Genomic DNA, 20,693 nt, shown 5'->3' with positions numbered 1-20,693 from the left:
CATGTCCCTTGCTGCCGTGTCCTCCTCCCCCTCCGATGAGCACGCCGTCGCCGTCGTCGGCATGGCCTGCCGGCTGCCCGGCGCGCCCGGCGTCCGGGCGTTCCGGTCGCTGATCCGGGCGGGCCGGGACGGCATCAGCCGCCCCACCCGTGAGGAGCTGCACCGGCGCGGGGTGGACCCCGCCTACGTGGGCCGGGAGAACTTCGTACCGGCCATGGGTGTCATCGAGGACTCCCGCCGCTTCGACTGGTCCTTCTTCCGGTACAGCCGGGCGGAGGCCGCGGCGACGGACCCCCAGCAGCGGGTCTTCCTGGAGTGCGCGGCCGCGGCCGTCGACGACGCGGGCATCGACCCCGCCCGGTTCCCCGGACGGGTCGGCGTGTACGCCGGTGCCGACCGCTCGGGGCCCGGCCGGGACGATGCCGCGCTGGGTGAACTGGCCCGGTACATCGGGCGGGAGAAGGACTTCGTCGCCACCCGGGTGGCGTACAAACTGGGACTGCGCGGGCCCGCGATCACCGTGCAGACGGCCTGTTCGACGTCCCTGACGGCCGTGCATCTGGCGGTGCGGGCGCTGCGCGGGGGCGAGTGCGACGCCGCTCTCGCCGGCGGGGTCACTGTGATGCCGCACGGCGAGTGGGGCTACCTCTTCGAACCGGGCGGGATCCTCGCGCCGGACGGGTACTGCCGCCCGTTCGACGCCCGGTCCGCCGGGACCGTGCCCAGCGAGGGCGTCGGTGTCGTCGTGCTCAAGCGGCTCGCCGACGCCGTGCGCGACGGCGACAGGATCGCCGCCGTCATCGCCGGAACGGCCGTCAACAACGACGGCTCGGACAAGATGGCGTACACCGCGCCCTCCGCGGCCGGGCAGAGCGAGGTGATCCGGGACGCCCTGGCGGACGCCGGGATCCCCGCCGCGGCCGTGGGCCATGTGGAAGCGCACGGGACCGCCACCCGGCTCGGCGACCCCATCGAAGTGCAGGCCCTGACGGAGGTGTTCGGGCCGGCCCGCGCGGAGACCGGCCGGTGTGTGCTCGGCGCCGTGAAGGGCAACATCGGTCACACCGGCGCGGCCGCGGGTGTCACGGGTCTGATCAAGACGGCTCTCATGCTGGAGCACCGGGAGATCGTCCCGACGGCGCACTACACGACTGCCAACCCGCTGCTGGAACTGGACGGTTCGCCGTTCCGGGTGGCCACCGGGCTCGAGCCGTGGGCGCCGTGCGAGGGCCGGGCGGAGCGGGTCGGCGCGGTCAGCTCGTTCGGCGTCGGCGGCACCAACGCGCACGTCGTCCTCACCGAGGCACCCGCCGTCCGCCGGCCCGCGCGAACGGCCCGCCCGCAGGTGCTGCCGCTGACGGGACACACACCGGCGGCGCTCGCCCGGCTCGGCTCGGCACTCGAAGAACGTTTCCGTGACGGCGTGGACGGCCCCGATCCGGCCGCGGCCGCCCGGACCCTGGCCGGGCGCCGCCGCCACCGGCACCGGCAGGCCGTGGTCGTCCGCGACGCCGAACACGCCGCGGAGGCGCTGAGCGCCGCGCAGGGCGCGGCCGAACGGCTCGGCTCCCCCGGGCGGCTGGGCAAGGTCGCCTTCCTCTTCCCCGGCCAGGGTGTCCTCAAGGAGGCGGCGGGTGAGGCCGCGCACCGGCTGCTACCGGAGTTCCGGGCCGCGTTCGAGGAGATCCGCAAGACCGCGGCCGACGACTGCGGCGTGGACCTGGGGCCGGTGATCACCCCGGGCGAGACGCCCGAGGGCACGGCCGACTGGTTCGCCGACACCGTCCACCAGCAGCTCGGCCTGTTCGCCCTCGGCTACTCCTTCGGCCGTCAGCTCGCGGCGTGGGGGGTCACCCCGCACGCCATGCTCGGCAACAGCATCGGCGAGTACACCGCCGCGGCCCTCGCCGACGTGTGGTCGCTGCCCGAGGCGGTCGGCCTCGTCCATGCCCGGGCCCGCGCGATGCGCGACGCCGCCCCCGGCCGCATGGTCGTCGTCCACGCCTCGCCCGGGGACGTCGAAGCCCTGCTGCCCGAGGACTGCGGTGTCACCGTCGCGGTACGCGGCAACGGGTCCGCCGTTCTCGCCGGCGGCGAGGCGGAGATGGACCTCCTGCTCGCGGGGGACGCCCTCCAGGGGCTGCGCGTCACCCCGGTCCACACCCGGCGTGCCTTCCACACGCCGGCCATGAACCCGGCAGCCGAGGCGGTGCGGGACCATCTGTCGTCGATGCCCGCCCGCCCGTCCCGGCTGCCGTACATCAGCAACACCACCGGCCAGTGGGCCGATCCGCAGGCCGCGGTCAGCCCGGAGCGGTGGGCGGCGCATCTGCGCGAGCCGGTCCGCCTGGACGCCTGTACGGCCACGCTGCTCGGCTCGGGCTGCACCACCTATCTGGAGCTGGGACCCGGCGGGTCGATGACCGGCTCACTGCGGGCCGCGCCCGGCTGGGACCCGGCCCACCGGACCGTCCGGTTCGCCCCCGGCCGGCCGGACGGCCAGGAGGCCGGGCTCCTCGACGCGATCGGCGCCCTGTGGGAACTGGGCGTGGACCGCGCCCTGGACACCGTCCTGGACAGCCGGCACGGCGATCCCGGTGAGCGGCCGCCGCGCTGCTCGCTGCCCGCGCACCCGTTCCTGGGCGAGGACCCGGATCCGGAACCGGCGGCGCCGCGAGGGGAACGGGTACCGGCCGCCGAACGGCCCGACGCGGCCGTCACCCCGGCCCGTCGCAACACGGCCGTCACCCCGGCCCGTCGCAACACGGCCGTCACCCCGGCCCGTCGCGACAAGGCGGTGTCCCCGGGCTCCCCTGGCTCCCCTGGCTCCCCTGGCTCCCCTGGCTCCCCTGCGGAGCGTTCCGTGCGGTCGCTCCTGGAAGCGGCGTGGTGCCGGACCCTCGGCGTCACCACCGCCGCCGACCCGGACGACTTCTTCGGCCTCGGAGGCGAGTCGCTGCTCGCCCTCGCACTCACCGCCGCCGTCCGCGAGCGGGTGGGAGTGGAGGTGTCCGTCACCGACTTCATGCTGAAGGCGACCTTCGGCGGACTCGTCGAGCTGGTGGAGCACGGCCTGGGCGACCGGCCCGGCCCGTCCTCACCCCTGCCGGGCGTGGCCACGCTGCGGGAGGGCTCCGGGCGGCCCTTCTTCCTCGTCGCGGACGCCCTCGGCAACGCCCTGCCCTACCGGGCCCTGGCCGCGCGGCTGGTACTCGAGGGCGACCGGCCGGTCCTGGCCCTGGAGCAGTCGGCCCACGACGAACGGGAGGGGCGCCGCTCGGTCGGGTCCCTCGCCGCCACGCACATGCGCAACCTGCTGCGGGCCCAGCCCACCGGCCCGTTCACCCTCGGCGGATGGTCCTTCGGCGCGGTGGTCGCGCACGAGACCGCCCGGCTGCTCGCGCTGCGTGGGCACGAGGTCGACCTGCTGGTCTCGCTGGACGGCTACGTCCCCGACACCCATCCGCTGCCGGTCGCCGCGGCCCCCCGCTTCATACTCGGCGGGCTGAAGGCCGGTCTGGACACGCTGCTCGGCGTCGGACCCCTGGCCGGGGTGCACCGCCGCAGTCCCGAGGCGCGCCGGCGGTTCCTCGCGGGCCAGGCCTCCGTACTGGCCCACACACCGCGCCGGGTGGACTGTCCGGCCGTCCTGTTCAAGGCGGAGACGGACCCCGCGGCGGCCGGCCGGCTCGCCCGCCGCCTCGCGCGCCTCTACCCGGCAGGACTGCGGGTGACGGCGGTGGGCGGCGACCACTGGTCGATGTTGAGACCGCCGTACGTCGACGACCTGGCCGCACGCATCGGCGAGGCACTCCGCCCGGACACCCGGTCCGGGCCACCGCACAAGGAGAGGAACGACTCTTGACCGTCTCGCAGACACCTCCCGGCACCGAGTCCGAGGACCCGGCGCCGCAGGACGCCGACGCCGCCGGGGGCACCGACAAGCCCGAGGACGCCGAGAAGCCGCTGCTGCGCAATCGCGACTTCCAGGCCCTGTGGACCAGTGAGGCGTTCGCCGCGCTCGCGAAGGAGACGGCGGAGGTCGCCTACCCGCTGCTCATCCTCACCACCACGGGTTCGGCCTTCTACGCCGGAGCCGTCGGCTCGGCCCAGCTCATCACCACCAGCCTGTTGTCCATCCCCGGCGGCACCCTCGCCGACCGGATGGACCGACGGCTGCTGATGATCATCTGCAACCTGGTCCGGGTCGCTCTGCTCGGCCTGTTCAGCGTGTTGATCTTCGCCGGCCAGACCCAGCCCGCCCTCGTGTTCGCCATCGCCGTCGGCTCGGCCGCCTGCCTCGGCATCTCCAACCCGACGGGGCTCGCAGCCATCAAGCAGCTCGTCCCGGCGTCCCAGCTCACCCAGGCCACGGCCCAGAACCAGATCCGCTACTTCGCCGCCACCATGGGAGGCCCGCCCGCCGGCGGCTTCCTGTTCGGCGTGGCCCGCGCGTTCCCGTTCCTGAGCTCGGCGATCGGCTTCCTCGTCTCGACCGTGCTGCTGCTGTTCATCCGCAAGCCGATGAAGGTGGAGCAGTTCACCCCGGGCGAGAAGCGCAACACGGCCGAGGGCTTCCGCATCCTCGCCCGGCAGCCGGTCCTGCGCCTGCTGATCGTCTGGATCATGGGTTCGAACATGGCGTTCACCCACTCCGGCGTGTTCCTCGCCCTGATCGCCACCGCCGAAAGCCGGGGCGCCTCCTCCGGGTTCACCGGCGTCCTGCTGTCCATCGCGGGCATCGGCGGCCTGGCCGGCTCGCTGATCGCGGGACCCGTCATCAAGAAGGTCGCGCCGGCGAAGCTCTTCCTGGCCGCCGCCTGGATCGGCCCCGTCGCCGCCGTCCTCCTGGCCAACGTCTCCGGGCTCGTCCCGCTCGGCATCATCGTCGCCTGCGTGTTCCTGCGCGGCCCGATCACCAGCGCGCTGTTCCTCGCCTACCTCGCCGCGATGGTCCCCGACAAGGCGCAGGGCCGGGTGCTCGGCGCGGTGATGTTCATGTCGATGATCGCGGCCCCGGCCGGCGTGTTCATCATCGGCACCGTCTTCGACCAGGCCGGTCCGGTCTGGGTGTTCACCATCATGGCCGTCATCTCCGGCCTCGCCGCCCTGCCCACCCTCAGCCCGCGCATCCGCGGGATCGCGCCCCCCGAGGCGTACACGGACACCGCCGTCACCGGCGCGCCCGCCGAGGGCGGCCGCTCCCAGGAGGCTCCCGCAGCCCCGCACAAGGAAGGGGAATCCTGATGACCACCGAGCTGCCCCGCACCGAGGAACAGCTTCCCCCCGAGTTCTTCACCGCCCCCGAGGGCAACGACCTGCACACCGCCAACGCCAAGCTGCGCGCGAGTGGTTGCCCGGTCCACGCCATCAACTACCCGGTGGGCGGGGAGGGCTACGTCGTCGCCGACTACTCGACCGTGCTCAAGGCGTTCAGCGACCCGCGGCTGTCCAAGCGGGTCGACAACGCCCCCGCGTGGTTCCGCGACCTCGTCAAGGACTCCAGCCCGGTCCTGGTGCGCAACATGCTGACCGCCGACCCGCCGGAGCACACCCGGCTGCGCAAGCTCGTCAGCCGCGCCTTCGTCCCGCGCCGGATGGAGCTGCTGCGCCCGCGCGTCCAGGAGATCACCGACGAGCTCATCGACGCCTTTCCCGAGCAGGGCGAGGTGAACCTGATGGAGTTCGCGTTCTCGCTGCCGATGCGGGTCATCTGCGAGTTCCTCGGCGTGCCCGTGGCGGACCGGCCACAGCTGCACACCTGGGGGAACTGGCTCAGCGGCGCACCGTATCCCGACGCGGAGTCCAACGAGAAGCTCAAGGACGCCAGCGAGAACATCGAGCGCTACCTTCTCGACCTGCTGGCCGACCGTCGCGCGAACCTCGGTGACGACCTGGTCAGCATCCTGGTGCGGGCCGCCGACGAGGAGGACCGCTTCACCAACGACGAGCTGGTCTCCACCCTGGTCCTGCTGATCATCGCGGGCCACAAGACCACCGCCAACCTCATAGGCAGCGGCACTCACGCGCTGCTCACCCACCCCGACCAGCTCGAACTCCTGCGCTCCCGCCCGGAGCTGGCCGATTCCGCCGTCGAGGAGTTCCTGCGCTTCGAGTCCCCCGTCTACCGGGGCACCCTGCGCGTCGCCGCCGAGGACATGGAGCTGGGTGGCTGCCCCATTCCCAAGGAGAGCTTCGTCCACCTGCTGATGGGCTCCGCCAACCGGGACCCCGAGGCCTTCGAGAAGCCGGACGAGCTCGACATCACGCGCACCGCCAACCGGCACCTCGCGTTCGGCCAGGGCCCGCACTTCTGCGTCGGCGCCCCGCTCTCCCGGGTCGAGGGGAACATCGCCTTCACCACCCTGCTGCGCCGGCTGCCGGGCCTGCGCCTCGCCGTCCCGGCCGACGAGGTCGACTGGCTCTTCGACAACTCGACCAGCCGCGGCCTGGCGAAGCTGCCCGTCACCTACGACGCCCGCCTCGCGGCCGGCACCCGCCCGGCCGCCGACACCTCCCAGGACCGCTGACATGGCCGACCGCATCTCGCTCGTGTGCCTGCCCTTCGCCGGCGCGGGTGCCTCCTTCTACCGTCCGTGGCAGCGGCTCGCCGAGCCGCACGGCTTCGACGTCCTGCCGCTCCAGCTCCCGGGGCGGGAGCGGCTCATCGACGAGGAGCCGTACCGGGACGCGAGCACCGCCGCCGACGGGCTCCTCACCGACCTGCTCGCCACGCTCGACGGCGGCCCGCGCCCGCACCGCGTAGCCCTGTTCGGCCACAGCCTGGGCGCCGTCCTCGCCTACGAGCTGACACGCCGCCTCGTCGCCACACCCGAGGTGCGGGTCGTGCGGCTGTTCGCCAGCGGCTCGCCGCATCCCGCGGAGCCGCGGGCCCGCCGGGCCACCGGACTCGACGACGACGCGTTCCTTCAGCGCGTCAACGAGTTCGCCGGCTACACCGACGAGGCTCTCCAGGACCCCGAGATGCGTGAGCTGATCCTGCCCACGCTCCGCGCGGACGTGGAGATGCACGAGTCGTACCGGCCGGCGGACGACCGGGCTCTGCCGGTGCCCGTCACCGGTCTGCGCGGTGCCGACGACACCCTCGTCAGCCGCGCGGAGGCCGAGGCGTGGGCCCGCACCACCGTCGCGGGTTTCCGCGCCGTGGAGCTGCCCGGTGGCCACATGTACCTGGCCGAGTCGGCACCGGAGCTGCTCCGGACCGTCGCCGAGGAGCTGAACCGGGCAGCGGAGGAACAGTGCGTCTGACCGGGAAGACCGTGCTGGTCACGGGCGCCGCCCGCGGCCTGGGCCGGGCCATCGCGCTCGCCTGCGCCGACGAGGGGGCCGGCCTCGCGCTGCTGGACGTGTGCGACGACCTGGCCGGGGTGCCCTATCCACTGGGCACCAGGGGGCAGTTGGAGCACACGGCGACGCTGTGCCGCAAGGCCGGCGCCGCGGTGCTCACCACGGCCTGCGACGTACGCGACCTGGCCTCCGTGGAGTCGGCCGTGGCCCTCGCCGAGGACCGCTTCGGCCGCATCGACGCCGTCGTCAACAACGCGGGTATCGCGGCCCCCTCGGGCAAGCCGGTGCACGACATCGCCGAGGACGAGTGGGCGCTGATGATCGACGTCGACCTGACGGGGGCGTGGCGGGTGATGCGCACGGTCGCCCGCGCGATGAGCGCCCGCCGCTCCGGTTCCGTCGTCAACGTCTCCTCGACGGCCGGTCTCGTCGGCTACCGGCACTTCGCCGGGTACGTCGCCGCCAAGCACGGCCTGATCGGCCTGACCAAGGCGGCCGCCCTCGACTACGCGCCCACCAAGGTACGGGTCAACGCCGTCTGCCCCGGATCGGTGCGGGACGACGCGACCGCCGAGGGCCGGATGCTCGCCGAGATCGCCCGCGCCCTGGACGTGCAGGTGGGCGAGCACGAGCAGACGTTCACCGAGGCGCAGCCGATGAACGCGCTGATCGAGCCGGAGGACGTCGCCGCCGCGGTGGTCTATCTGGTCTCGGACGACTCCCGGCAGGTGACCGGCTCGGTCCTGACCGTGGACGGCGGGTTCACCGCGCGCTGACGGGTGGGCCGAGAGCGCTGACGCGTGGTGAGAGTTGTGAGAGAGGAAGGACGCCCCATGGTGGGGGAGCACGTGGTGGGGGAGCGCACTGTGGGTGCACATATGGCGGGTGGACACATGGCGAAGGGTCATATGGCGAGTGGTCATACGGCCGGGGAGCCCCTGGCGGGGGAACGGTGCCATGCCGTGCGGGTCCGGCTGAGCGGCCCGGTGGCCGTGGAGGAGCTGACCGCCCGGCTCGCCGCGGTGGGGCCCTGGCGGCTGTGGGTGGAGGAGACGGCGGCGGGGTCCGGCGAACCGGTGGCACGGCGGCTGGCGGCCACGGAACTGAACCGGCCGACGCAGTCGGTCCGTTGTGTGCTGCTGCGCCATCGGGACGACGTCGCCGACCTGGTGGTCGTCGCGCACCGCGCGGTGCTCGGCCGGGAGGGGCTCGACCGGCTGGTCGACGTGCTGGTCTCCGGGGCGGCGGGGCCGCTGCCGGTGCCGTCCGCAGCGCCCGTCACACCGCCCGCCGCGGCTCCCGCGCCCGACTGGGGCGGCGGCCGCCGCGGCGACACCTCGTGGGGCACCCGGGCACTCGACCTGACCGGCTCCCCCACCGCCACCGGCCTCCTCGCCTCGCTCGCCCTCACCCTCCACCGCTACGCGGGCCACGGGGCGAGCGGTGAGGTCCATGTGGCCACCGACCGACGCGGTGCCCTGCGGATCGAGGTCCCCGCCGACGCCCCGGCCTCGGCCCTCCGGCCGACACAACCGCTGCCGACCGACGGCACGCTGCCGACCGACAGCTCGGCGCGACCCGACGGCACAGTGCCGACCGACGGCTCGGCGCGACCCGACGGCACAGTGCCGACCGACAGCTCGGCGCAGTCCGACACCCAGGAGCCGACCGACAGCTCGGCGCAGTCCGACACCCAGGAGCCGACCGGCGGCCCGGTGCAGTCCGACACCCAGGAGCCGACCGGCGGCCCGGTGCCGACCGAGAACCCGGCGCGGCCCGGCACCCCGGCGCGGACCGGCACCCCGGTGCTCGCCGGTCTCGTCGAATCGGCCGCCGGCGAACCGCCGTTCCGTGCCGGTGCTCCGGCGGAGTATCTGCCGTGCCTCGCACCGCCCTTCCCCCTCACGCTGGCCCTGCTGCCGCAGCCCGCCGGGGGGATGCGGCTGTGGGCCTCGTACCGGCGCAGCCACTTCTCGGCCGGGATCGTCGAGACCTTCCTGCGGCACCTGGCGCATGTCCTCGGACAGTTCACGCACGCGGCACCGGACACGCTCGTCGACGACATCGAGCTCCTCGACGCGGCCGAGCGCGAGCGGGTCGCGCTGCTCGGGCGGCCGGCCGGCACACCGCCCGGCGCGCCGGAGCGGATCACCGACGCTCTCGCACGGGTCACGGCCGCGACCCCGGACGCCCCGGCGGTCGGCGACGGCGCCTCCGTCCTCACCTACCGCGAGCTCGACGAACAGGCCGGACAGCTGGCACGCGGTCTGGTCGCACGGGGGATCGCGCCCGGCGACCGGGTCGGGATCTGCCTGGAGCGGACCACCGAACTCGTGGTGACCATGCTCGCGGTCCTCAAGGCGGGTGCGGCGTACGTGCCCACGGACCCCGCCTATCCCGCCGACCGGCTCGCCCACACCGCGCGGGACGCCGGCCTGGACCTGGTGGTGACCCGGCTGGCGGAGTACCCGGCCGGCGCCGGCACCCCCGTCACCCCCGACGAGCTGACCGCGGCGGCCGGGCAGCCCGGCGAACTCCCCACGGGCGGCTCCCCGGACGACCCCGCCTACGTCATCTACACGTCGGGCTCCACCGGCCGCCCCAAGGGCGTCGTCGTACCGCACCGCAACGTCGTCGCGCTCGTCGACGCCACCCGCGGGGACTACGGCCTCGGCCCGGACGACGTCTGGAGCCTCTTCCACTCCGGCGCGTTCGACTTCTCCGTCTGGGAGACGTGGGGCTGCCTGCTCACCGGCGGACGGCTCGTGGTCGTGCCCTACCTCGTCTCCCGCGAGCCCGGGGAGTTCCGGGACCTGCTGGTCCGGGAGCGGGTCACCGTCCTGAGCCAGACGCCCTCCGCCTTCTCCCAGCTCCTGGAGACCGACCATGCGCCGCTCGTGGTGCGGCTGGTCGTCTTCGGTGGCGAGCCGCTCGACGCCCGCATGCTGCTGCGCTGGTTCGACCGGCATCCGGAGGACGAGTGCCGCATGGTCAACATGTTCGGCATCACCGAGACGACCGTGCACGTCACCGCGCAGACGCTGACCCGGGAACTGGCCCTGGCCGGCTCGAAGTCCGTCGGCCCCGCGCTGCCCGGCTGGCACCTGTACGTCACGGACGCGCGGGGCCGGCTCGTCCCGCCCGGTGTCACCGGTGAGATCCGCGTCGGCGGCGCGGGCGTCGCCCTCGGCTACCTCGGGCAGAGCGACCTCACGGCCGCCCGCTTCAGCCCCGACCCGTACGCGCAGGGCCGCCAGTACCACAGCGGCGACCTGGGGCGGCTGCGGCCGGACGGCACCCTCGAACACCTCGGGCGCATCGACAGCCAGGTCAAGATCCGCGGTTTCCGGATCGAACTCGACGAGATCCGTTCGGTGCTCCTGGAGGACCCCGAGGTGCACGCGGCGGCCGTGGTGGTCCGCCGGGACGACCCGGCCGACCCCGCCACCGCCCGTCTCGACGCGTACGTCGTCCCGGCGGACCTGGACACGGCCGGGGTCCGCAAGCGGGCCGCGACCGTCCTGCCCGCGTACATGCTCCCGGCGACCGTCACGGCGCTCGACGCCCTGCCGCTGACCACGAACGGCAAGCTCGACGCGCAGCGGCTGCCCGAACCGGTCCGGGCCGCCACCGCGGCGCCGGCGCCCGAGGGGACGGAAGGGGCGACGGCGGCCCTGCTGGAGATCTGGTCCGAGATCCTCGGCATCCCGGTGGGGATCGACGACGACTTCTTCGAACTCGGGGGCAACTCCCTGCTCGCCGTGCGGATCAGCGCCGCACTGCGCGGCCGGGGGTTGCCCGCCGTACCGTTGCGCGACCTGTTCCGCACGCCCACCATCCGGGCACTGACCGGGGCGGGCCGCCAGGCGTGAGGCGCTCCGAGGCGACCGGCGGTCGCGCGGGGTCCGGCCCTCAGTCCGCCCCGGGGTCATCGGGAGGACCGGCGGCGCGGGCAGCGGACCGCAGCTCCTCCAGCAGACCGCGCAGAGCGGGCTGTTCGAGGGCCGTCTCCCGTACGGCTGCCGAGATCACCCGGAACGGTTCGGGGCCCCGGACCGGGCGTACGACGACGCCGGGGTGCCGGGTGCGCAGTCCCAGCATCGGCATCAGGCCGACGCCGAGACCTGCGGCGACGAAGCCCTGAGCGGTGGCGTAATCCTCGCTCTGGATGACGAAGCCGGGGCTGAATCCGGCCGCCGCGCAGGAGTCGATCACCGGTTCCAGACACGGCCCGGGCGGCTCGCTGCCGACCCACTGCTCACCGGACAGCTCGTTCAGGTCGATGATCTCCTGGTCGGCCAGCGGGTGACCGAGGGGCAGTACGGCGGCGTACGGGTCGTCGAGAAGGTGGACGAACCGGAAGCCGTCGCCCACGCGGTCGGACGCCTGGACGACCACGGCCAGGTCGGCCCGGCCCCGCGCCACCTCCTGGAGCGGGTCCTCCGGGTCGGTGAGCCGGAGGTCGACCCGGACGCCGGGGTGCTCGGCGCGCAGACGGGCCAGCGCGGGGGCCACCAACGTGGACCCGGACGTGGCGAAGTAACGGACCGACAGGCGGCCGGTGCGCCCGGCGCGGAGGTCGGCGAGGGCGGTCTCGGCCTGGGCGACCGCCGCGCTGATCAGGGCCGCGTGCTCGGTGAGCAGCAGACCGGCGGCCGTGGGCCGCACACTGCGGCCGACCCGCTCGAACAGCGCCGTACCGGCCTGTTTCTCCAGCACCGCGATCTGCTGGCTGACGGCGGACGGCGTGTACCCCAGGTGGGCCGCGGCGGCGGTGACCGTGCCACTGGTGACCACCGCACGCAGGACCTGCAGTCGCCTCACATCAAGCATGTAGCTCAGCTTAACAGGATAGGAAGAATCATTCGCTTGTCCTGAATAGACGGGTGAGGCACCTTCAAAGGAGCGGAACAAGAGGACGGTTCGACGCAGCGGGTCCGAGGGGCCGGCGGTCGAACGGGCCGCCGGGCCGGATGGAGGAACGCATCGTGAGCAGCCGTGAACGAAGTCCGCGGGGCGCAGTGCGGGTGGTCGTGCTCGCCCTGCTGTGGGGCTCCACCTTCCTGTGGATCGAGCTCGCCCTGCGCGGACTCTCCCCACTCCAGGTCACGTTCGTCCGCTGCGCCCTCGGCGCGCTCGTCCTCACCGTCGCCTGCTACGCGTCGGGCCGACGTCTGCCGCGGGGTCTCGCCGTGTGGCGCCACATCGTCGTCGCGGCCTTCTTCTGCAACGCACTCCCGTTCGCGCTGTTCAGCCTCGGCCAGCAGACCGTCGACTCGGGTCTGGCCGGAGTCCTCAACGCCACGACCCCGCTCTGGTCGATCGCCCTCGGCCTCGCCCTCGGCTCTGAACGCGGGCTCCGCCCGGTCCGCCTCGCGGGCCTTGTGCTGGGCTTCGCCGGCGTGACGCTCATCTTCGCCCCCTGGCAGACAACCGGGGCCACCGGCTGGGGCGCCCTTGCCATCCTCGGCGCGGCGGCCAGCTACGCCGTCGCGTTCACGTACATGGGCCGCACGCTGGTCGGCAAGGGCACTCCCACCATCTCCCTCTCCGCCGCCCAGCTCGTCGCCGCGAGCGGACTGACCGCCCTCGCCGTGCCGGTCGGTGGCCTCGACTCGGTCGACGCGGGCCCGACGGTCGTGATCGCGGCCGTCGCCCTCGGTGTCCTGTGCACCGCGATCACGTTCCACCTCACCTACCGGATCATCAATGACGAGGGAGCCACCAACGCGGCCGTGGTCGGCTACCTCCTGCCGGTGGTCTCCGTCCTCCTCGGCGCGGTCTTCCTGGGCGAGAGCCTGAGCATCCGGGTCGTGCTGGGCATGGCCGTCGTCCTCGCGGGCGTCGGGATGACGCGGCGGGCGGGCCCGAAGACCGCTGCCGCGGCTCCGGCCGACCGGGGCGGACCACGGCCTGAGCCGCCCCGAGCCCGGCGTACGGCGGCACCGACCCCTCGATAGATCCGAGCTATTTCCAGAGATCAAGTCGGGATCGCGCCCCACAACTGCTCCGATTTTGACCTTTCGACTTACTGAACAGGGAAGTTGACGAGTTTCCGTCTCACCCCTGGACGCCTCGGTTGCGCAGCATCTATAAATTCATCCGATGTAGCCGACCGGCGAACCAGGAGCCGCACCATGTCCTCCGCACCCCTGAGCAGACGTTCCCTGATCAAGGCCGCCGCGCTCGCCGGAGGCGTCGTGGCCTTCGGGCTGCCGCAGGCCCTGCTGCCTGCCACCGCCCAGGCCTACTCCGTCCCCTCCAAGATGGACTGGTGGTACCAGGCCCGGTTCGGGATGTTCATCCACTTCGGGTCGTACTCCTACCTCGGCCACGGTGAATGGGCGTTCTCCAGCGAGAGCTGGAACAAGGCCGACTACCAGACCCAGGTGTCCGCGCACTTCAACCCCACCGCGTTCGACGCGGCGGCCATCGCCCGACTGGCGGCGGACGCCGGCATGAAGTACCTGGTGATCACCGCCAAGCACCACGAGGGCTTCGCCATGTGGGACTCCGGCGTCCCCGGCTTCACGGACACCACCGGCACCAAGCCGTACAACCTGCACGACTACGCAGGCGTCCAGGGCGATCTGCTGGCGGCGCTCAAGACCGAGTGCGAGGCGCGGGGCGTCAAGTTCGGGCTCTACTACTCGATCCTGGACTGGAACCACCCCTCCCAGACCATCCGTGGCGGCGGTCTCACGGCCATGGCCTCGACGGCCGCCCGCACGGGCTACATCGCGGACATGAAGGCTCAGCTGCAGGAGCTGCTGGACCGCTACGACCCGGCGCTGCTGTGGTTCGACGGCGACTGGTTCGGCGAACCCGCGAACCCCACCCTCCAGGACTGGTGGCTCAAGTCCGACGGCGTCGACCTCTACAACTGGCTGATCGCCCGCAAGCCCGGGCTCGTCGTCAACGAACGGGTCAAGCGGGATCTCGGTCTGGGCGACTACACGGTCACGGAGTTCGGTGTCCCCGACGCGCCGCTGGACCGCCAGTGGGAGCGGTGCGACACCATGAACGGCGCCTGGGGTTACAACGCGGGCCGGGAGAACTCCTACCTGCCCGTCAAGGACTTCGTCCAGGAACTCGTCACCTGCGTCTCGCGGGACGGCAACTTCCTGCTGAACATCGGGCCCAAGGGCGACGGCTCGGTCACCGCCGGATCCGTGACCGTCCTGCGCGGCCTGGCGTCGTGGATGGCGACGTACGGCGACAGCGTGCACGGAGCCACGGCGAGCCCCTTCGCCACCGACCCCTCCTGGGGAAGGGCCACCAAGAAGGACGGAAAGCTGTTCGCCCACGTCTTCACCTGGCCCACGGGCGGAGTGCTGCAGATCCCGGCGCTCACCAACACGATCAGCCGCGTCTACCTGATGAACGACCCCTCCGCCTCGCTCACTTACACCGTCGGCGGCGGCCAGATCAGTGTCACCGTGCCGGCCGCCGCCCCGGACGCCGGTGACTCCGTGGTCTGCGTCGAGGTCAGCGGCGTCCCGAAGGCCGCCGGCGGAGCCCGGGTGACGGTGTTCCAGGACGTGGGCTACTCCTCGGCGAGCGCCGTCCTGAAGCTGGGCGGCTACACCTCCTCCCAGCTGTCGGCCGCGGGGGTGGGTCCCGCGACCATCTCCTCGCTGAGGGTGCCCCAGGGGTACCGGGTGACGGGCTACTCCGGCGACAACTTCACCGGCACGGCCTGGACGTTCACCGCGGACAACCCCGACCTGCGGGTGACCGGCAACAACGACGCCATCGCCTCGCTGAAGGTCACGTTCGATCCGGCCACGTACTTCCGGCTGATCAACGTCACGGACGGCCTGGCCCTGGACAGCGGCGGCAACGTCGCCGGCGGCTCGAACCTCAAGCAGTGGACGCCGGTCGGCAGCACCAACCTCCAGTGGCAGGCCGTCGATCTCGGCACCGGCTACTACAGGCTGGTCAACCGCACCAACGGCATGGTCGCCGACGGCTGGGGCTCGACCGGCGACGGGGATCCGGCCCGTCAAGCGGCCTGGAACGGCAGCACCGACCAGCAGTGGCAGATCACCGACCGCGGCGACGGCCGGTACTCGATCGCCAACCGCACCACCGGACTGGTCCTCGACGGCGGCGGGCAGGTCCCCTCCGGCTCCGTGACCAAGCAGTGGACCTGGGTGAACAGCACCAACCTGCTGTGGACCTTCCAGCCCGTCTCCTGACCACCGAGGCGGGCCCGTCGGCCCCGCGCGGTCATCCCGCTACGGCGTCCCTCCGCGCGGTGTCCGCTTCCGGGGCCTCGCGGGTGTCCGGCGCCTCGGCGGGGCTCGGGACGGAGACGGACGGACGGGTCGCCCACAGCCTGGTGACCCGTACGTAGCCGTAGATCACCGAGCTCATCGCGAGGACGAGGGCGGGACCGGACACCTCCGGAAGGGCGGCCATCTCCGTCGGCAGGTAGCGGTACGACACCAGGAGGGCGGCGAAGACCGCTGTGCCGTAGGCGACCAGCCGGATGCCCGGCCGGTCCCAGCCGCGTTCCTGTGCGCGCAGGGCCGCCTCGATCGTCAGGGCGAACACCACGCCGGCGACCAGATCCACGCCGTAGTGGTAGCCGAATCCCAGCGTCGCGGCGAGCGTGACGACCATCCAGAACGTGCCCGCGAACCGCAGCAGCCGCGGGGCCCGGCGGGTGTGGACGAAGATCGCGACGGCCCATGCCGTGTGCAGGCTGGGCATGCAGTTGCGGGGGGTGATGCCGTCGTACGTCATCGGGACCGGGGTGCTGACCGGCAGCGACGTGTGCGGCCACAGGTTGGCCGTCGCCCACTCCACGCCGCCGGTGCCGGAGGCGCCCGGGCCGTAGGCGAAGACCGGTCCGACCACCGGGAAGAGCATGTAGATGCCCGGCCCGAGGAGGCCGATCACCAGGAAGGTGCGCACCAGGTGATGGCGCGGGAAGCGGCGCTCGGCCGTCACGTCGCGCAGCTGGTAGAGGGCGACGACGACGGCGGCCACCGCGAGCTGGCCGTAGACCAGCTGGAGAAGATGGGTGCTGAACGGGGCGGTGGCCTCGACGAGACGGCCCGCCGCCCAGGACGGGTTGCCCAGCGCGTGGTCGGCCGTCGCCACGTACTGGTCGAGCACCGTCGGGCGGGTCTTCGCCGTGATGAACAGCCAGGCGTCACCGGTCTTGCGGGCGGCCACCAGCAACAGGCCCAGCCCGACGCCCTTCAGCAGCAGGACGCGTTCGCCGCCGGTGCGGCGCGTGACGGCGAAGACCGCGAATCCCAGCATCACCCACAGCGCACCGGTGCCCAGGGAGTGGCCCTCGACCGTCTCGGCGCCGGCCGCCCGGCGCACCACCAGCAGCACGGCGTCGATACCGAGCGCGGCACCGGCCGCGATGAACCGCTGCCGCCAGGTGAGCACCACCATCATCAGCGCCAGACCGCCGTACAGCGGACCCGGCTTGGGGGCGAAGACGAGGGCCCTCACCTGGGTGGTGAGAGGGCCGGGCTCGCCGTAGCGGCGGGAGGCGATCTCCAGCACGACGAGGAACGCGAGAGCCACCAGGGCTGCCGCGCCCCACAGCACCGCGCGCCGGTGGCGCCACGCACCCCACGACGTCACGCCGCTTGTCCGCGAAAGAACCCGCGATGCCCTGGCTGTCAATCTTCTGGCCGATTCATCCGAATGGCTGGGTAGATGGAGAGCGATGGGGAGACCACCGCGAGTTCGAACATGCTAGCGGAGTCCGGCGGACCGGCCGCGCCGCCGCCCTGCCGCATCGGCCGGAACGGCACCCTCCCCCGGCGGCTCCTCGGCCACGGCCACGAGCACCGGGCCCCGTTCGGACGAAAGCGCCGTGGGAGCCGGTGCGGGGGGGGCGTGGGTCGTTCAGCTGAAGGGGACGGCGTCGACCGGGGAGGTGTGCCAGTTGGTGACGACCGGCTTGTCGACCGTGATGGTGCCGACCTTCAGGGAGACCGGGTCGGCGTCGTCGGCACCGACGGCGACGATGATGCTGTCCAGTTCCTTGCCGCCGTCGCTGTTGGTGCTCTTGGGGTTGACCCCGGCGTAGGCGGTGGTGTTCCCGCTCAGCGTGATCTGCTCGCCCACGGCCTGCTCCGCGGGACCCGCCTCGGTGCCGTCGGAACCGAACGCCACGGTCGGCAGCGCGGCGGGCAGGATGCAGGTGATCCCCGGCTTCGCCTTGGCGGAGATCAGGATGTAGCCGCCGCCCTGGGTCTTGGACGTGGTGTTCCAGGAGATGTCGTTGGCGCCGCAGACCTGCCCGACCGGCTCCCGCTTGCCGTTGCCGGTGTCGGCGCCGGAGCCGGCCCCGTCCTCGGTACCGCCGGTCGCGCCGGAGCCCTTGCCGGCCGCGCCGGAGCCCTTGCCGCTGCCCGCGGCCGAGGAGCCGGACGGGGGGGCCGCGTCACCGGACGCGGCCGGGGAAGCCTGCGACGCGCCGGTGTCCGCGGCCTCGTCCGTGTCCTGGCACGCGGTCATCAGCAGGGCTCCGCTCACCAGTGCTACGGAGACGAGGAAGGCCTTGCGACGGTTGCCGGACATGAAATCCCCTTGATTTTCGGCTGGTTGAGGCCGTGGTCGGTTCGGCCTCTCGGTGTTTCTTGATCACTATGAGGGCACCGGGAGCCGAAGGGATCCCGCCGTCGCGGTTCCCGCACAACGCTGTCACCGATCGGTGACATGTCCACGTAGTTGCGGCCGACGCGTCCTGGAGGGAGATGTGACCTTTGTCGCCGGGGCGGTGTTCGGGTACGCCCACCGGGACGGGACCCACCGACGGCCCCGACAGTGGCGCATCTTCCATCGGAGGAGGTCACAGGGCCCGTGCGCAAAGGTGCGACAGGAAGGTCCGTGCCCCTGGAGGGCAATATCTGTGCTCGCAAAATGAGAAATAGAAGCGGGGTCCACCGAATATTCCGCGATCGCCCGCCGGGCCGGAATTATCGAACGACATGGAGCGGAACGCACCGTGCTACTGTCGATCTCAGTTGCAGGTGTGGTTGCCGGAAGGTTCATTTCCTACGGGGTAATCATCACGGCGACACGGAATTCACACGAGGTGAATTCCTGAAACCGCCTCCGAAGGAGAAAACAATGGCTACCGGTACCGTGAAGTGGTTCAACTCCGAAAAGGGCTTCGGCTTCATCGAGCAGGACGGCGGCGGCGCCGACGTCTTCGCCCACTACTCGAACATCGCCACCCAGGGCTTCCGCGAGCTGCTCGAAGGCCAGAAGGTGTCGTTCGACATCGCGCAGGGCCAGAAGGGCCCGACGGCCGAGAACATCGTGCCCGCCTGACACCGGCGCTCGCGCATACTTCGCAGCCGGGGCCCGCACCTGAAGGGGTGCGGGCCCCGGCTCGCCATTTTCCCGCCGGCCCCACCCGGCCACATCGACTTCGGCTCGTCTCGAGATTCTCTGCGCCGCTCCTCTGCTGCGGATTTCCTTGCTACGCGCCCGTCAAGGAAGGTCCCGCATGAAGCGTGCCCACACATCCCGTACCCGTGACCGTTTCCCGAGGAGTGACGGCGACCGCCGCTCCGGTAACGCGCGCCGCCCCAGGAACCACGGCCCCCGCAGGGCCCCCCAGGGCGAGTTCGCCCCGCCGGAGACGATCACTCCCCCGCTGCCGGCCGTCGAGTCGTTCGCCGATCTCGACCTGCCCGCACGGCTGTTGGCCACCCTCGGCCGCGAGGGCGTGACCGCGCCCTTCCCGATCCAGGCGGCGACCCTGCCGAACTCCGTGGCCGGCCGGGACGTCCTGGGCCGCGGCCGCACCGGCTCCGGCAAGACGCTCGCCTTCGGCCTCGCCGTACTGGCCCGGACGGCCGGGCGGCGCGCCGAGCCGCGGCAGCCGCTCGCCCTCGTCCTGGTGCCGACCCGCGAGCTGGCCCAGCAGGTCACCGACGCCCTCACCCCGTACGCCCGTGCCGTGAGCCTGCGGCTCGCCACCGTCGTCGGCGGGATGTCCCTCGGCAGGCAGGCCAGTGCCCTGCGCGGCGGGGCCGAGGTGGTCGTCGCCACGCCCGGCCGGCTCAAGGACCTCATCGACCGGGGCGACTGCCGGCTGGACCAGGTCGACATCACCGTCCTCGACGAGGCCGACCAGATGGCCGACATGGGCTTCATGCCGCAGGTGACCGCCCTGCTCGACCAGGTGCGCCCCGGCGGGCAGCGGATGCTGTTCTCGGCCACCCTGGACCGCAACGTCGACCGGCTGGTCCGCACCTACCTGCACGACCCGGTCGTCCACTCCGTCGACCCCTCCGCGGGCGCCGTCACCACCATGGAGCACCACCTGCTCCATGTGCACGACGCCGACAAGCACCGCACGACCACCGAGATCGCGGCGCGCGACGGCCGGGTGATCATGTTCCTCGACACCAAGCACGCGGTGGACCGGCTGACCACGCACCTGCTGAGCAGCGGTGTCCGTGCCGCGGCCCTGCACGGCGGCAAGTCCCAGCCGCAGCGGACCCGGACCCTCGCCCAGTTCAAGAGTGGGGACGTGACGGTCCTGGTGGCGACGAACGTCGCGGCCCGCGGCATCCACGTCGACAACCTCGACCTGGTCGTCAACGTGGACCCGCCCAGTGACCACAAGGACTACCTGCACCGCGGCGGCCGTACGGCCCGGGCCGGGGAGTCCGGCAGCGTGGTCACCCTGGTGACCCCGGGCCAGCGGCGCGGCATGAGCCGGCTGATGTCGTCGGCGGGCATCACCCCGCAGATCGCCCAGGTGCGGTCCGGCGAGGCGGAGCTGAGCCGCATCACGGGCGCCCAGGCCCCTTCCGGGGTCCCGGTCGTCATCCCCGCGCCGCGCGCGGAACGCCCCCGCGGCGCGTCCGCGGCGTCCCGGGGCCGCCGGGGACGCCGCCCCGCCGGGCAGGGCCGCCCCGCCGGTGAGGCGGCACGCCCCAGGGGGCAGCGGCGGGCCGGTTCCGGCTCGACCGCCTAGAGCCCTGCGCCCACACTCCCCCCTCTCGGCAGGAGACACCCATGACCCCGGTTCTGACGCAGCACTCCTCCATGACCCACGTTCCTCGGATCAGTGACGACATGACCGTCGAGGTGGCGCTGTCCCTCATGGCCGGTGCGCAGGTCGATCACCTCGTCCTCTGCGACGGGGACGACCAGAGCACGGGCCTGGTCACGCTGGCCCGTCTCACCCTTCAACGGAACGCCTCCACCTACACGGACCAGGTAAGGCTGAGGGACCTCCCGGAGAGGTGAGCCACAGGCGGGTCACCGCCACCCGAGGACCCGGTGGGGGCCGGGCCGCGCGCGGCGGCCGGGGCCCCCCCCCCACTGGCCGCGCCCACGGGCGCCACGGCAAGGCGGCACCCCCCCAACACCCAAAAAAGTCTATG

14 protein-coding genes are annotated in these 20,693 nt (G+C 72.7%); 11 read left to right on the top strand and 3 right to left on the bottom strand.

Going from position 1 to position 20,693, the window contains the following annotated elements; all coding sequences use genetic code 11:
* Position 1 precedes the first annotated feature (1 nt).
* The 6 genes from ACFCXS_RS23755 to ACFCXS_RS23730 all read left to right on the top strand — a co-directional run bounded on the left by ACFCXS_RS23755 (position 2) and on the right by ACFCXS_RS23730 (position 11,180).
* Positions 2 to 3,865, top strand: a complete 3,864-nt coding sequence (locus tag ACFCXS_RS23755; RefSeq protein WP_376645344.1) for a type I polyketide synthase — start codon at positions 2 to 4, stop codon at positions 3,863 to 3,865.
* On the top strand, positions 3,862 to 5,247 hold the full coding sequence (locus ACFCXS_RS23750; protein ID WP_376645343.1) for an MFS transporter: 1,386 nt from the start codon (positions 3,862 to 3,864) through the stop codon (positions 5,245 to 5,247). Before ACFCXS_RS23755 ends, ACFCXS_RS23750 begins: the two co-directional genes overlap by 4 nt.
* Complete coding sequence (locus tag ACFCXS_RS23745; protein WP_376645342.1) at positions 5,247 to 6,530, top strand: cytochrome P450; 1,284 nt, start codon at positions 5,247 to 5,249, stop codon at positions 6,528 to 6,530. The genes ACFCXS_RS23750 and ACFCXS_RS23745 overlap by 1 nt, the downstream gene beginning before the upstream one ends.
* Before the next feature lies 1 nt (position 6,531).
* The gene (locus ACFCXS_RS23740) at positions 6,532 to 7,269 is read left to right on the top strand and encodes a thioesterase II family protein (protein ID WP_376645341.1); all 738 of its coding nucleotides are present in this window, start codon (positions 6,532 to 6,534) and stop codon (positions 7,267 to 7,269) included.
* The gene (locus tag ACFCXS_RS23735; RefSeq protein ID WP_376645340.1) at positions 7,260 to 8,084 is read left to right on the top strand and encodes an SDR family oxidoreductase; all 825 of its coding nucleotides are present in this window, start codon (positions 7,260 to 7,262) and stop codon (positions 8,082 to 8,084) included. The genes ACFCXS_RS23740 and ACFCXS_RS23735 overlap by 10 nt, the downstream gene beginning before the upstream one ends.
* A 117-nt stretch (positions 8,085 to 8,201) precedes the next feature.
* The gene (locus ACFCXS_RS23730) at positions 8,202 to 11,180 is read left to right on the top strand and encodes an amino acid adenylation domain-containing protein (RefSeq protein WP_376645339.1); all 2,979 of its coding nucleotides are present in this window, start codon (positions 8,202 to 8,204) and stop codon (positions 11,178 to 11,180) included.
* 40 nt (positions 11,181 to 11,220) lie between these two features.
* Here the strand turns inward: ACFCXS_RS23730 and ACFCXS_RS23725 are convergent, their stop codons facing one another.
* The gene (locus tag ACFCXS_RS23725; RefSeq protein WP_376645338.1) at positions 11,221 to 12,141 is read right to left on the bottom strand and encodes a LysR family transcriptional regulator; all 921 of its coding nucleotides are present in this window, start codon (positions 12,139 to 12,141) and stop codon (positions 11,221 to 11,223) included.
* Positions 12,142 to 12,296: 155 nt separating this feature from the next.
* Between ACFCXS_RS23725 and ACFCXS_RS23720 the strand changes: the two genes are divergently transcribed.
* A complete protein-coding gene (locus ACFCXS_RS23720; RefSeq protein ID WP_376645337.1) occupies positions 12,297 to 13,268 on the top strand; it encodes a DMT family transporter in 972 nt (323 codons plus the stop codon).
* Between the two features lie 177 nt (positions 13,269 to 13,445).
* Entirely contained in the window at positions 13,446 to 15,509 is a 2,064-nt protein-coding gene (locus ACFCXS_RS23715) for an alpha-L-fucosidase (protein WP_376645336.1), read from the top strand.
* A 31-nt stretch (positions 15,510 to 15,540) separates the two neighbouring features.
* On the opposite strand, the gene ACFCXS_RS23710 is transcribed toward ACFCXS_RS23715, so the two are convergent.
* Both ACFCXS_RS23710 and ACFCXS_RS23705 read right to left on the bottom strand, forming a co-directional pair.
* A complete protein-coding gene (locus ACFCXS_RS23710; RefSeq protein WP_376645335.1) occupies positions 15,541 to 16,920 on the bottom strand; it encodes a DUF5933 domain-containing protein in 1,380 nt (459 codons plus the stop codon).
* Between the two features lie 267 nt (positions 16,921 to 17,187).
* On the bottom strand, positions 17,188 to 17,865 hold the full coding sequence (locus tag ACFCXS_RS23705) for a DUF4232 domain-containing protein (protein WP_376645334.1): 678 nt from the start codon (positions 17,863 to 17,865) through the stop codon (positions 17,188 to 17,190).
* Positions 17,866 to 18,417: 552 nt separating this feature from the next.
* Here ACFCXS_RS23705 and ACFCXS_RS23700 point away from each other — a divergent pair.
* The 3 genes from ACFCXS_RS23700 (at position 18,418) to ACFCXS_RS23690 (ending at position 20,556) form a co-directional block, all read left to right on the top strand.
* A complete protein-coding gene (locus ACFCXS_RS23700) occupies positions 18,418 to 18,621 on the top strand; it encodes a cold-shock protein (protein ID WP_184848139.1) in 204 nt (67 codons plus the stop codon).
* A 178-nt stretch (positions 18,622 to 18,799) separates the two neighbouring features.
* Positions 18,800 to 20,281: a DEAD/DEAH box helicase gene (locus ACFCXS_RS23695; protein ID WP_376645333.1), complete on the top strand. Its 1,482-nt coding sequence runs from the start codon at positions 18,800 to 18,802 to the stop codon at positions 20,279 to 20,281.
* 41 nt (positions 20,282 to 20,322) lie between these two features.
* Positions 20,323 to 20,556: a CBS domain-containing protein gene (locus tag ACFCXS_RS23690; RefSeq protein WP_376645332.1), complete on the top strand. Its 234-nt coding sequence runs from the start codon at positions 20,323 to 20,325 to the stop codon at positions 20,554 to 20,556.
* Positions 20,557 to 20,693: the final 137 nt, after the last annotated feature.

Source organism: Streptomyces sp. NPDC056373 (assembly GCF_042262425.1).
Taxonomy (GTDB): domain Bacteria; phylum Actinomycetota; class Actinomycetes; order Streptomycetales; family Streptomycetaceae; genus Streptomyces.
This window is presented reverse-complemented; position numbering and strand designations above follow the sequence as displayed.

Bases quoted from the DNA above. Each gene is read 5' to 3' on its own strand.
- ACFCXS_RS23705 (WP_376645334.1), bottom strand. From the start codon at position 17,865: ATGTCCGGCAACCGTCGCAAGGCCTTCCTCGTCTCCGTAGCACTGGTG.
- ACFCXS_RS23690 (WP_376645332.1), top strand. From the start codon at position 20,323: ATGACCCCGGTTCTGACGCAGCACTCCTCCATGACCCACGTTCCTCGG.
- ACFCXS_RS23755 (WP_376645344.1), top strand. From the start codon at position 2: ATGTCCCTTGCTGCCGTGTCCTCCTCCCCCTCCGATGAGCACGCCGTC.
- ACFCXS_RS23715 (WP_376645336.1), top strand. From the start codon at position 13,446: ATGTCCTCCGCACCCCTGAGCAGACGTTCCCTGATCAAGGCCGCCGCG.
- ACFCXS_RS23725 (WP_376645338.1), bottom strand. From the start codon at position 12,141: ATGCTTGATGTGAGGCGACTGCAGGTCCTGCGTGCGGTGGTCACCAGT.
- ACFCXS_RS23740 (WP_376645341.1), top strand. From the start codon at position 6,532: ATGGCCGACCGCATCTCGCTCGTGTGCCTGCCCTTCGCCGGCGCGGGT.
- ACFCXS_RS23745 (WP_376645342.1), top strand. From the start codon at position 5,247: ATGACCACCGAGCTGCCCCGCACCGAGGAACAGCTTCCCCCCGAGTTC.
- ACFCXS_RS23730 (WP_376645339.1), top strand. From the start codon at position 8,202: ATGGCGAAGGGTCATATGGCGAGTGGTCATACGGCCGGGGAGCCCCTG.
- ACFCXS_RS23695 (WP_376645333.1), top strand. From the start codon at position 18,800: ATGAAGCGTGCCCACACATCCCGTACCCGTGACCGTTTCCCGAGGAGT.
- ACFCXS_RS23700 (WP_184848139.1), top strand. From the start codon at position 18,418: ATGGCTACCGGTACCGTGAAGTGGTTCAACTCCGAAAAGGGCTTCGGC.